Source organism: Kitasatospora sp. NPDC023120 (assembly GCF_055560835.1).
The window spans coordinates 120,951-133,882 of the sequence record NZ_JBVHHY010000008.1 but is presented as its reverse complement, the minus strand read 5'-3'; the positions used below and the strand labels follow the sequence as shown (position 1 = coordinate 133,882).

6 protein-coding genes are annotated in these 12,932 nt (G+C 73.0%); 3 read left to right on the top strand and 3 right to left on the bottom strand.

Going from position 1 to position 12,932, the window contains the following annotated elements; genetic code table 11:
• Positions 1 to 201 precede the first annotated feature (201 nt).
• Positions 202 to 1,461, bottom strand: coding sequence for a L,D-transpeptidase (locus tag ACZ3TI_RS13975; RefSeq protein ID WP_465726440.1), 1,260 nt, complete (start codon positions 1,459 to 1,461; stop codon positions 202 to 204).
• A gap of 133 nt (positions 1,462 to 1,594) precedes the next feature.
• Positions 1,595 to 2,827, bottom strand: a complete 1,233-nt coding sequence (locus tag ACZ3TI_RS13970; RefSeq protein WP_465726439.1) for a L,D-transpeptidase — start codon at positions 2,825 to 2,827, stop codon at positions 1,595 to 1,597.
• A gap of 191 nt (positions 2,828 to 3,018) precedes the next feature.
• On the opposite strand from ACZ3TI_RS13970, the gene glgX reads away from it, so the two are divergent.
• The 3 genes from glgX to ACZ3TI_RS13955 all read left to right on the top strand — a co-directional run bounded on the left by glgX (position 3,019) and on the right by ACZ3TI_RS13955 (position 9,101).
• Positions 3,019 to 5,214, top strand: coding sequence for a glycogen debranching protein GlgX (glgX, locus tag ACZ3TI_RS13965; protein WP_465726438.1), 2,196 nt, complete (start codon positions 3,019 to 3,021; stop codon positions 5,212 to 5,214).
• Positions 5,215 to 5,439: 225 nt separating this feature from the next.
• Positions 5,440 to 7,242 carry an ABC transporter ATP-binding protein gene (locus ACZ3TI_RS13960; protein WP_465726437.1) on the top strand — a complete coding sequence of 601 codons (1,803 nt, stop codon included), beginning with the start codon at positions 5,440 to 5,442 and terminating at the stop codon, positions 7,240 to 7,242.
• On the top strand, positions 7,239 to 9,101 hold the full coding sequence (locus ACZ3TI_RS13955) for an ABC transporter ATP-binding protein (RefSeq protein ID WP_465726436.1): 1,863 nt from the start codon (positions 7,239 to 7,241) through the stop codon (positions 9,099 to 9,101). Before ACZ3TI_RS13960 ends, ACZ3TI_RS13955 begins: the two co-directional genes overlap by 4 nt.
• 100 nt (positions 9,102 to 9,201) lie before the next feature.
• Here ACZ3TI_RS13955 and glgP read toward each other — a convergent pair whose 3' ends face one another.
• The gene (glgP, locus tag ACZ3TI_RS13950) at positions 9,202 to 11,874 is read right to left on the bottom strand and encodes an alpha-glucan family phosphorylase (RefSeq protein WP_465726435.1); all 2,673 of its coding nucleotides are present in this window, start codon (positions 11,872 to 11,874) and stop codon (positions 9,202 to 9,204) included.
• Between the last annotated feature and the right edge of the window lie 1,058 nt (positions 11,875 to 12,932).

Below are 12,932 nucleotides of genomic sequence, written 5' to 3'. Positions count from 1 at the left end.
CCTCCCTGTACTCCCCGAACCCCCGTGGACCCGCGACGAGCCCGACCGGATACACGCACCCGGCCACCGGAAAGGTTGCGCCATATGAGGGGCTGCACGCCCCGGAAACCCGAGCGGTCCGACCCCAACGGGTGAGGATCGGACCGCTCGGTGAGAACTCGCCGAAGTGCCCGGTTGCCCGGGCTCGGCTCCGGGTAGGGCCTACCAGTTGGCCCAGTCGACGTTCCAGCCGCCGAGCCCGTTGGAGGGCGCGACCGTCTTCTCCTTGGTGTTCACGATCTTGATCGGGTCGCCGACCATCGAGTCGTTGAAGAACTTGCCCGCCACCGAGGTGTCGCTGCCGCCCTTCACGTCCTGCATCGAGATGCAGCCGTGGCTGGCGTTGGTCTTGCCGAACGGGTTCGCCCAGTAGTTGCCGTGCACGAAGGTGCCGGAGGTGGTCAGCCGCATCGCGTGCGGGACGTCCTGGATGTCGTACTCGCCGCCGAGACCGACGGTCTGCGAGTTCATCCGGGTGACCTTCTCCTTGGACATGACCACCATGGTCCCGCCCCAGGACGGCGTGGCGTCCGCGCCCAGGGTGACCGGCACGGTGGTGCTCTGGCCGCCCCGCTCGATGGTCATCTGGTGCGACTTGGCGTCCGCGGTGGCGACCTGCGAGCGGCCGATGGTGAACGGCTCGTCCTTGTCCACGTCGCCGTAGATGCCCGGGGCGACCTCGACGTTCTTCAGCCGGTACTTGATGGTCACCTTGGTGTCGGGCGCCCAGTACTGCTCCGGACGGAAGTCCACCCGGGTGTCGCCGAACCAGTGGCCCTTCACGACGGTGCCGTTGCTGGTCTCGAAGGTGATGCCGTTGACGACGGCTTCCTTGTTCTTGACCGCCTTGTTGAACTCCACCGAGACGATCATGCCGACGCCGTAGGTGGCGCCGTCGCTGATGTTGTCGTTGGTGGAGATCTTCTTCTCCGGCGTCAGGGTGGTGAACGAGGTGGTGGACGCGGCCACCAGGCCCTCGGCGTCCTTGGCCTGCGCGTTCACCTTGTACAGCATGCCGACGGTGAGCGCCCCCGCGGGCTTCCAGCCGGTGCCGTCCGGGCTGATCGCCCCCTGGACCGGCTTCCCGTCCTTGTCGGTCACCTCGACCGTGCTGAGCTTGCCGTTGGAGACGGACACCTGCAGCCCGTTCGGCTGGACGTTCTGGGCGCCGTCCTTCGGCTCGACGGCGATCACCGCGGCCGAGGTCTTCGGCGTCCCCGAGCCCCCCGCGTCCGCCGAAGCCGGCGCACTGGCGGCGCTGCCCCCACCGGACCCACCGGTACCGCCGGAGCCGTTGCCCTTGTCGTCGTTGCAGGCCGCAGTGAGCAGCAGCACCCCACCCATGACCAGCGCCATCGCCCCCCTGCGCCCGTAGCGGTTGGTGGTGCGTATCGCGGTGCCGGCCGTCTTACCCGTCTTCACGGTTTCTCCCCTCCCGGTATTCACTCTCTTGACGCATTGAGTGCCCCCATGAGTTGCACCGGGCGTCGATCTTTCGCGCCTGGCAGACGCGTCGGAGCAGGATAACCGGGACGTTCGAACGGATCCGCAGCGGCTAGCGCAACGCGCTCCCGCCCACCCACTGCTCCCAGGGCACGTTCCAGCCGTTCAGGCCGTTCGGCGGCGGCACGAAGTCCCCGGCCGAGGCCTTCACCTCCACCACGTCCCCCGGGATGGTGTGTTCGAACAGCCAGCCCGCCGGGCTGTCCTTGCTCGCCCCGCCCTTGGCGTCGGCCAGCCCGAGGCAGCCGTGGCTGGTGTTGGCGGTGCCGAACACCTTCGGGTCCGTCCAGTAGTTGCCGTGCAGGAAGGTGCCGGAGGTGGTCAGCCGCATCGCGTGCGGGACGTCCTTGATGTCGTACTCGTCGCCCATCCCGACGGTCTGCGAGTTCATCCGGGTCACCTTGTACTTCTCCGACACCACCATCACCCCCCGGTAGGTGGAGTGCTCGGGGCTGCCGCCGGACACCTTGAGCACCCGCACCACCTTGCCGCCCCGGCCGTCCCGGACGGTCAGGGTGTGCGCGTCCAGGTCGACGGTGGAGACCTGCGCCCGGCCGACGGTGAAGTGCAGGTCACGGCTCTGGGTGCCGAACTCGCCCGGCGCGCCCTGCACGTCCTTCAGCCGCAGCGCCACCGCCACCTTCGTCCCCGCCGCCCAGTACTGCTTCGGGCGGAAGTCCAGCCGCTGGTTGCCGAACCAGTGCGCGGCCACCGGCACCGGCGGGTCCGCGGTCACCTGGACGGCCCGCTCCACCGCCGCCCGGTCGGCGATCGGACGGCTGAAGCGCAGCGATACCGGCATCCCGACACCGACCGTGGAACCGTCCTCCGGCGTGAAGAAGGCCACGAAGGTGTGCGCCCGGGCCATGGTGGAGAACGCCGAGTGCTGAGCCGCCTTCTGCCCCTGCTCGTCCTCGGCGACGGCGTCCAGGGTGAACGCGGTCCCCAACGGCAACGGCCCGTCGGGCACCCACCCGGCGCCGTCCGCCCCGATCGTGCCCGGCACCTCGGTGCCCTTCGCATCCGCCAGCCGCACCGACACCAACCGCCCCTGCGCGGCACCCACCCGCACCGCCCCCTCGGGCAGCACGTCCTGCGCCCCGTCGGCCGGCACCACCGTGACGACCGCCCGGGACGGCACCTGAGGCGCACCCCGCTCCCCCGACTCCACCGCATCCCCGCCGACCACGGCCGGGGACCCCCCACTGCCACAGCCCGTGAGGACCGCAAGACAGCAGGCCACCGCCGCCGCCCCCCGTGCCCACACCCGTCCTCGGCGCCGCATCCCGGGGCCTCCCACTGTTCGCGTCCGACGCCCGGAACAACGACCCCCATCGACGAGGGGACACGCCGAACCCCCCGAACCCCACCCCGCCATCCGCCGGTAAGCCCCCGTTCAGCCGCTTCCGATCTGCCCAATCCGGGAAAGAGAGAGTGAACGGGGTCCGGGACACCCCGCCCAGGGAGGGCACGACCATGGCGGCAGGGCAGGAGCTGGACCCCGGGGTACGGCCCGGCAGCTGGCAGCCGCTCGGCGCCCGCTTCCGTACCGGCCAACTCGGCGACCAGGGCACCAACTTCGCACTGTGGGCAGCCGGCGCCGAGGCCGTCGAGCTGTGCCTCTTCGACGAGGACGGCCGGGAGAGCCGCCACCGCCTCACCGAGCAGGACTTCCAGATCTGGCACGGCTTCCTCCCGGGCGTGCGCCCCGGCACCCGCTACGGCTTCCGCGTCCACGGCCGCTGGGACCCGTGGACGGGCGCCCGCTGGAACCCCGCCAAGCTGCTGCTGGACCCGTACGCCCGCGCCGTCGACGGCTGTTACACCTCCCACGACGCCGCCTGCGCCGCCGTCCGCAACTGGCCGGAGGCCGATGTCGCCGACACCGTCCGGGACAACCGCGACTCCGCCCCCTTCGTGCCCAGATCCGTGGTCGTCCACGACGACGACGACTGGTACGACGACCACCGCCCGAAGACCCCGTGGTCCGAGACGGTCCTCTACGAGCTGCACGTGCGCGGCTTCACCATGCGCCACCCCGACATCCCGCCGCAGCTGCGCGGCACCTACGCCGGCCTCGCCCACCCCGCCGCGATCGCCCACCTCACCCGCCTCGGCGTGACCGCCGTCGAGCTGCTGCCGGTCCACCAGCACGCCAGCGAGGACCACCTGCAGGCGCGCGGCCTGGTCAACTACTGGGGCTACAACACGGTCGCCTACTTCGCCCCGCACGCCGGCTACTCGGCCTCCGGCTCGCGCGGCGGCCAGGTCGGCGAGTTCAAGCGGATGGTCCGCGCCCTGCACGCCGCCGGGATCGAGGTGATCCTCGACGTCGTCTTCAACCACACCGCCGAGGGCTCCGAACTCGGGCCGACGCTCTCGCTGCGCGGCGTCGACAACGCCGCCTACTACCGCCTGCCGCCGAACCGCCCGCGCGGCTACGCCGACTACACCGGCTGCGGCAACACCCTGGACACCCGCCGCCCGCAGGTGATCCGGCTGATCACCGACGCGCTGCGCTACTGGGTCACCGAGATGGGCGTGGACGGCTTCCGCTTCGACCTCGCCGCCGCCCTCGCCCGCGGCGGACCGGGCGGCGGCCCCGGCGGCGACGCCGTGGACATGGACCACCCCTTCCTCGCCGCCGTCGCCCAGGACCCCCTCCTCAGCCGGGTGAAGCTGATCGCCGAGCCCTGGGACGTCGGCCCGGGCGGCTACCAGGTCGGCGGCTTCCCCCCGCTGTGGGCCGAGTGGAACGACAAGTACCGCGACACCGTACGGGACTTCTGGCGCGGCGCCCGTCCGGACGTGCGCGAGCTCGGCTACCGCCTCTCCGGCTCCTCCGACCTCTACCAGCGCGGCGGCCGCCGCCCGTACGCCTCGGTCAACTACGTGACCGCGCACGACGGTTTCACCCTGCGCGACCTGGTCACGTACGACCGCAAGCACAACGAGGCCAACGGCGAGGACAACAGGGACGGCACCGAGGACAACCGCTCCTGGAACCACGGCACCGAGGGCGAGACCACGGACCGCGAGGTCAACGCGCTGCGGCTGCGCCAACTGCGCAACCTGCTCGCCACCCTGCTGCTCTCGGCCGGGGTCCCGATGCTCACCGCCGGGGACGAGCTGGGCCGCACCCAGGGCGGCAACAACAACGCCTACTGCCAGGACAACGAGGTCAGCTGGCTGGACTGGTCGCTGCTCCGGGAGCCCGGCTGGCAGGGGCTGTGCGAGCTGACCGCCACCCTGGTCCGGCTGCGCCGCGCCCACCCGGTGCTGCGGCAGCGGGCGTTCTTCTCGGGGCGGGCCGCGACCCCCGGCGGCCAGCCCGACCTGGCCTGGTTCACCCCGCTGGGCAAGGAGATGACCGAGGCCGACTGGTACACGCCGACCGGCTGCCTCGGCATGCTGCTGTCCGGCACCGCGATGTCCGAACGGGACGACGCCGGGCGGCCGTTGCGGGACGACAGCTTCCTGCTGCTGCTCAACGCGGGCCACCAGGCGGCGCTGTTCACCCTGCCCGGCGAGCCCTGGGCGGCGCCTGAGGCCCCGTACGAGACGGTGGTCGACACGGCCGAGGCGGGCACCGGCGAGCCGTACCCGCGCGGCACCGTCGTCCTGGCCGGGCGCTCGCTGCAGCTGCTGCGCGCGCCCGCCCCGAACGCCTAGGGTCCGGCCTCAGCCCCGGGCGTGTCCGAGCTCAGGAGATCCATCGGCCGATCGGCCGGAGCTCGCAAGTGGCGCACGGCGCACTCGTCCCTGCACGAACCGCCGCGCGCGCCCCACCGTCGACCCGCGCACCACCCGTCCGGGTGGCCGGTTCTCGCCGGACGGCACCGACAGGGGCGAAAAACCGGATGAGAAGTGACCGGCTCTCTGCCTACCCTCACCGAGATGGCCGAGAACAGACAAGACGACGACTCCATGACCGTGCCGCGCCGCTCCACGGCCCGCTCGCTGCTGCGCCTGTGGCCGTACGCGCGCGCCGTCCGCGGTCGGCTGGCCGTCTCGGTGTCGGCAGCCACGCTCGGCATGCTGAGCACGCTCGCCGTCCCGGTGATCCTCGGCCGGATCGTGGACGGCCCGCTCGCCACCCACGACCTGGCCGCCCTCTGGCCGCTGGTCGGCCTGCTGCTACTCGTGGGCCTCGTCGAGGCCGGGCTGTTCTTCACCCGCCGGGTGGTGCTGGCCCGCCCGCTGGCCGGACTGGAGACGGCGATGCGCGGCGACCTCTTCGCCAAGCTCCAGCGGCTGCCGGTCGCCTTCCACGACCGCTGGGGCTCCGGCCAGCTGCTCTCCCGGGCCACCGCCGACATGTACACCATGCGGCTGTTCCTGGCCTTCCCGCTGGTCTTCCTGATCGTCAACTCGGTGATGTTCCTGACCGGCACGGTGGTGATGTTCACCCAGGACTGGCGGCTCGCGCTGATCGCCCTGGTGCCCGTCGTCCCGCTGTTCCTGCTCACCCGGAGCTTCGAGGCCGGCTACTCCGGCGCCTCCCGCCTCGCCCAGGACCAGAACGGCGACCTCGCCACCATGGTCGAGGAGTCCGTCCTCGGCATCCGGATCCTCAAGGCCTTCGGCCGCCACCGCTCGATGGCCGAGCGCTTCCGCGCCCAGGCCCACGAGCTGCGCCGCACCGAGCTGCACAAGGCTCACCTGCTCGCCAACCTGTGGGCCGTCATCGTCGGCCTGCCGGAGATCGTCCTCGGCTGCGCCCTCGCCGTCGGCGCCTACCTGGTCGCCCACGACGAGCTGAGCGCCGGCACCCTGGTCGCCTTCCTCTCCACCGCGCTCGCGATGCGCTGGCCGGTCGAGTCGCTCGGCTGGCTGCTCGCCTACGCCAACGAGGCCGCCACCGCCACCGACCGCTTCTTCGAGGTGCTGGACGAGCCGGACACCCCGGACCAGGGCACCGCCACCGGGCTCGACGCCCCGGACGGCATCCGCTTCACCGGTGTCCGCTTCCGCTACCCCGACGCCCCCGACGGCACCCCCGACCTGCTGGCCGGCATCGACCTGCACGTCCGCAGCGGCGAGACGATGGCCCTGGTCGGCGCCACCGGCAGCGGCAAGACCACGCTCACCGCGCTGCTCCCCCGGCTGTACGAGGCCACCGCAGGCACCGTCACGCTGGACGGCCGGGACATCCGCGACCTGCCCCGGGAGCGGCTGCGCGAACTCGTCGCGGTCGCCTTCGAGGAGCCCACCCTGTTCTCCGCCACCGTCCGGGAGAACGTCCTGATGGGCGCCCCCGGCGCGAGCGCGGAGCAGCTGCACTCCGCCCTCGCCACCGCCCAGGCCGGCTTCGTGGACAAGCTCCCCGAGGGCGTGGACACCGAGGTCGGCGAGCAGGGCCTGAGCCTGTCCGGCGGCCAGCGCCAGCGCCTGGCGCTGGCCCGCGCGGTGGTCGGCGACCCGGCCTTCCTGGTGCTGGACGACCCGCTCTCCGCCCTGGACGTGCACACCGAGGCCCTGGTCGAGCGGGCGCTGCGCGAGGTCCTCGGCACCACCACCGCCCTGGTGGTCGCCCACCGCCCCAGCACCGTGCTGCTCGCCGACCGGGTCGCGGTGCTGGCGGACGGCCGGATCGAGGCCGTCGGCACCCACCAGGAGCTGCTGCGCGACTGCGCGCACTACCGCGAACTGATGTCCGGCGAGGCCGCCCTCGTGCCCGAAGGAAGTGCGACCCCGTGACCACCACCGCCGAACCCACCAAGGCCGGCCCCACGAAGGCCGCGGGCGCCGGTCCCGCCGAGGAGGAGCTGCCCCCGCCGCCGGCCGACGAGGAGGACATCCCCGTCCCGCCCGGCGCGCCCCGGGCGCTGCTGCGCTCGCTGCTCGGCCCGCACCGGGCCCGGATCGCCGTCGCGATGGTGGTGATCCTGGTCCAGCAGGCCGCCCTGCAGTCCGGCCCGCTGCTGGTCGCGGTGGCGATGGACCGCGCCATCCCGGCGCTGCGCGAGCACGACTCCGGTCCGCTGGTCGCGGTCATCGCCGGCTACCTGTTCTGCGCGCTGCTCAGCCCGGTGCTGCAGTGGGCGTTCATCAAGATCAGTGCCCGGGTCAACCAGGACATCCTGCTGGAGCTGCGCGGCCGGATCTTCCGGCACGCCCAGCGGCTGAGCCTGGACTTCCACGAGCGCTACACCTCGGGCCGGATCATCTCCCGGGCCACCAGCGACATCGACGCGCTGCGCGAGCTGCTCTCCGAGGGCCTGCAGGAGCTGCTGACGGTCTTCCTGTCGGTCTGCTACATCTCGGTGCTGCTGCTGGTGCTGGACTGGCGGCTCGGCCTGGTCTCGCTGGCCTCCGGAGTGCCGCTGGCACTGATCGCCCGCTCCTTCCGCCGCCGCTCGCGCCGGGTCTACCGGCGCTCCCGCACCTCGGCCGCCTCACTGATCGTCCGCTTCACCGAGACCATGAACGGCATCCGCCCGGTGCAGGCGTTCCGCCGCGAGAAGGCCAACGACGCCGCCTTCGCCGTGGTCAACCGGCAGTCCGCCACCGCGACGGCGGACGGCCTGCTGGAGATCGCCCGCTACGTCGGCCTCTCCCGGGCCACCGCCAACCTGTGGATCACCGGCGTGGTGCTGTTCGGCGCCTACCTGGTCGTCGACGACTCGTTGGAGCTGGGCGTGCTCACCGCCTTCGCGCTCTACCTGCGCCGGCTCTACGACCCGATCGACCAGCTGGCGATGTTCCTGAACAGCTACCAGTCGGCGGCCGCCGCCCTGGAGAAGATCGCCGGCCTGCTCGCCCACGAGCCGACCGTCGCCGAGCCCGCCGAGCCGAAGGACCTGCCGCAGGCCGCCGGGAAGGGCCGCGAGGTCTCCTTCGAGAAGACCCGCTTCGCCTACCGCACCGGCAAGGAGGTGCTGCCGGCCTTCGACCTGCTGATCCCGGCCGGGCAGACGGTCGCGGTGGTCGGCGCGACCGGCGCGGGCAAGTCGACGGTCGCCAAGCTGCTGGCCCGTTTCTACGACCCGACCGACGGCCGGATCCGGCTGGACGGCGTGGACCTGCGCGAGCTGGCCACCCCCGAACTGCGGCGCGGGGTGGTGATGGTGACCCAGGAGTCCTTCCTGTTCTCCGGCACCGTCGCCGAGAACATCGCGATCGGCCGCCCCGGCGCCACCCGCGAGGAGGTCGAGCAGGCCGCCCGCGACATCGGCGCGTACGAGTTCATCGCCGCGCTGCCGGACGGCTTCGACACCGACGTGCGCAAGCGCGGCGGCCGGATCTCGGCCGGTCAGCGCCAGCTGGTGGCCTTCGCCCGCGCCCTGCTGGCCGACCCGGCGGTGCTGATCCTGGACGAGGCGACCAGCTCGCTGGACGTCCCGGGCGAGCAGGCCGTCCAGCGGGCGATGCGCACGGTGCTGGCCGGGCGGACGGCGGTGATCATCGCGCACCGGCTCTCCACCGTGGAGATCGCCGACCGCGTCCTGGTGATGGACCAGGGCCGGATCGTGGAGGACGGCTCCCCGCAGGAGCTGATCGACGGCTCCGGCCGCTTCGCCGCCCTCCACCGGGCCTGGCGGGACAGCCTGGTCTAGGGCGTGCCCGATCCGCCCGAACCCGAGAATGTGCCCGTCCGGGTGCGCCGTCACGCACCCGGCCGGGCCACCCCCCTCCTGTCCGTGGCGCGGCGCGGCGTCAGCGCAGCAGCCCCGCGTCCATCCCGGTCGACTCGGCCGGCAGGGCGACCAGCCCCGGTTCGGCCGGGGAGGCCAGCCGCGGGTGCGCGGGCAGCACACGGACGGTGTAGCCGAACGGGCCGGTCCGGCACAGCTCCAGCGCGCCCTCGTAGCGGGTGCGCCCGTCCAGGTCGGGCCCGCCGACCGGTTTGAGGGCGAGCAGGCAGGCGTCCGAGATGCCGTCCGACTCGTCCACCCGGCCGGAGACCACCTGGACCTCGACGTCGCCCGGATCCAGCGTGCCGAGCGCGACCTGGACCCGCAGCGCCAGCGAGCTGCCCAGCTCCTGGGCCTCGGCCGGGCAGTCCGCCTCGACGTGCTCGACCCGGACGACCGGCCAGGCCTCCCGGACCTTCGCCTTCCAGGCCGCCAGCTCCCGCGCCGGGAGCCCCGCCAGCTCCCGCTGGGCCAGCGCCGCCGGGGCGTACAGCCGTTCGACGTACTCGCGGACCATCCGCCCGGCCAGCACCTTGGGCCCGAGGGTGACCAGGGTGTGCCGGACCATGGCGATCCAGTGCTGCGGCAGCCCCTCCGCGTCCCGGTCGTAGAACCGGCCGGCGACCTGGCCCTCGATCAGGTCGTAGAGCGCGGCCGCCTCGATGTCGTCGCGCCGCTCGGCCTCGCCGCTGTCCGGGTCGAGCACCCCGTCGCCCTCGTCGGCGGTGGGGATCGCCCAGCCGTTGCGGCCGTCGTACCACTCGTCCCACCAGCCGTCCAGCACGGACAGGTTGAGGCAGCCGTTGAGCGCGGCCTTCATCCCGGACGTGCCGCAGGCCTCCAGCGGGCGCAGCGGGTTGTTCAGCCAGACGTCGCAGCCCGGGTAGAGGTGCCGGGCCATCGCCATGTCGTAGTCCGGCAGGAAGACGATCCGGTGCCGGACGGTCGGGTCGTCGGCGAAGGCGACCATCTGCTGGATCAGCCGCTTGCCGCCGTCGTCCGCCGGGTGGGCCTTGCCCGCCACCACGATCTGCACCGGCCGGGTGGGGTGCAGCAGCAGGGCGCGCAGCCGCTCCGGGTCGCGGAGCATCAGGGTGAGCCGCTTGTACGAGGGCACCCGGCGGGCGAAGCCGATGGTGAGCACGTCGGGGTCGAGCGCGGAGGAGACCCAGCCGAGTTCGGCCTCGCCGGCCCCGCGCTGGCGCCAGGAGGCGCGCAGCCGGCGGCGGGCCTCGTCGACCAGCTGGGCCCGCAGGACGCGGCGCAGCTCCCAGATCTCGGTGTTGCCGATCGCCTCCAGGCCGGTCCAGCGGGTGGTCTCGCCGGTGGTCATCGCCTCCTCGGCGCGTTCGGCGCCGATCTCGGCGGCGCCGAGCCGGACGACCGCCGGGTCGATCCAGGTGGCGGCGTGCACGCCGTTGGTGACCGAGGTGATCGGCACTTCGGAGGGGTCGAAGCCGGGCCAGAGGCCGTTGAACATCGAGCGGCTGACCTCGCCGTGCAGGGTGGAGACCCCGTTGGCGCGCTGGGCCAGCCGCAGGCCCATGGCGGCCATGTTGAAGAGCTTCGGGTCCCCGCCGCGCCAGGTCTCGGCGCCGAGGGCGAGCACCTGGTCGACCGGCACGCCGGGCAGCGCCGCGTCACCGCCGAAGTGACGGGCGACCAGCTCGCGGTCGAAGCGGTCGATGCCGGCCGGGACGGGCGTGTGGGTGGTGAAGAGGGTGCCGGCCCGGACGGACTCCAGGGCGGCGGCGAAGTCGAGGCCCACGGTGTCCGGGCCCGCCGGGCCCTCGGCGACCAGCTCGCGGATCCGTTCGACGCCGAGGAAGCCGGCGTGGCCCTCGTTGGTGTGGAAGACCTCGGGGGCGGGGTGCCCGGTGAGCCGGCAGTAGGCGCGCACCGCCCGTACGCCGCCGATGCCGAGCAGCATCTCCTGCAGTAGCCGGTGCTCGCTGCCGCCGCCGTACAGCCGGTCGGTGACCTCGCGTTCGGCAGGCGAGTTGGCCTCGATGTCGGAGTCGAGCAGCAGCAGCGGCACCCGCCCGACCTGGGCCTTCCAGATCCGGGCGGCCAGGGTGCGGCCGCCGGGCAGGGCGAGGTCGACCCGGCTGGGGGTGCCGTCGGCCTCCCGCAGCAGGCTGACGGCGAGCTCGTCGGGGTCGAGCAGCGGGTAGCGCTCCTGCTGCCAGCCGTCCCGGCCGAGGGACTGCCGGAAGTAGCCGTGCCGGTAGAACAGCCCGACGCCGACGACCGGGACGCCGAGGTCGCTGGCGGCCTTGAGGTGGTCGCCGGCCAGGATGCCGAGCCCGCCGGAGTACTGGGGCAGGGTGGCGGCGATGCCGTACTCGGGCGAGAAGTAGGCGATCGCGGCGGGCAGCGGGGCGGCTTCGGCCTCCTGCCGGGTCTGGTACCAGCGCGGGCCGGTCAGGTAGTCGCGCAGGTCGTCGGCGAGGTTGCCGAGTCTGCGCAGGAACCGCCGGTCGGCGGCGAGCGCGGCGAGCCGGACGGCCGGGACCTCCCCGAGCAGCCGCACCGGGTCCTCGCCGGTCGCGGCCCAGACCTCCGGGTCCACGGACCGGAACAGGTCCCTGGTCTCGGGGTGCCAGGACCAGCGCAGGTTGAGGGCCAGCTCGTGCAACGGCTGGAGTTGTTCGGGCAGGACGGTGCGGACGGTGAATCTGCGGATTGCCTTCACGGCGTGAAGCGTAGCCTCGGCGGTCGGTCCGACAGTGGGTCAAGTGGGCTATTGGGCATCCGTTCGGCCTATTGATGAGATCGCATTCGGCGCATTGGTCTGCACGGGGGGCGCGCGGGGCGCACATTTCGGGGGGTCGCGCTACCAATACGTGAACTCTGCGGTACGGATCCATTTCCGACGGCGCATCGGCTCGGGAGCAGACCCGAAACTACTGTCGTACCGCTGCAAAAACCTTGTCGCCGATGCGAGGATGGCCGAAGGTCGTTGATGCTGTGGGGAGTGCGGCGACGGGTGGCGTCCCCCTCGAAGCAGCACGTCCGAATCCTTTTCGCGTTGGCCGTTCCCGTTCTTCTTAGCCCATTCGGCGCTCACCGCGCACCGACGCGTGTCCTTGCGCCCGGCTTGCTCGTTCACGGGTGGACCGGGCCGCCCAGGGGCGCGCCGCCGGAGGCGTGCGCCGGGACGCGCACGGGTTCCGGGGCGTCCCGCCACCGGCTCGGCGGGCGCCGGGCGGTTGCCGGGGACAGCGGCGCGGGCAGGCTCCGGTCGCACGTCCTCCCCACCCAGCAGTCCTCCGGCTACTCCCCTGGCCCGACACCCCGGCCCGCGGGAGCTGCCGCCGATCTCGGGCAGGAGTTTGGCATGCACGGCGACACGCGGGACCAGTCCACACCAGTGGCCGAAACCCTCGACGCAGCGGTCGCGGAATCGGCCGGACGGATGGATTCTGACACTCGGACAGATCCGCCGATGCCTGCGCCCAGGACCTCCGGGGCGGCCGGTGCCGGATCCTCCGAAGCCCGACCCGCGGCGACGGCGACACAGCCCACCGCGGCGCAGTCCTCCACAGCGCAGTCCCCCGCAGCACAGCCCTCCGCAGCGGCCCGGCAACCCGGGGCCGAGGAGAACCGGGCCGCGGCACCCCGCAGGCGCACCACCACCACGCGCCGCACCACCGCCACCGCGTCGGCCACCACCCCCGGGGCCGATGCCGGGGCCGAGCCCTCGCCGCGCCGGGCGACCGCCGCGAAGAAGGCGGCCGCCCCGAAGACGCC

Bases quoted from the DNA above. Each gene is read 5' to 3' on its own strand.
- ACZ3TI_RS13970 (WP_465726439.1), bottom strand. From the start codon at position 2,827: ATGCGGCGCCGAGGACGGGTGTGGGCACGGGGGGCGGCGGCGGTGGCC.
- glgX (WP_465726438.1), top strand. From the start codon at position 3,019: ATGGCGGCAGGGCAGGAGCTGGACCCCGGGGTACGGCCCGGCAGCTGG.
- ACZ3TI_RS13960 (WP_465726437.1), top strand. From the start codon at position 5,440: ATGGCCGAGAACAGACAAGACGACGACTCCATGACCGTGCCGCGCCGC.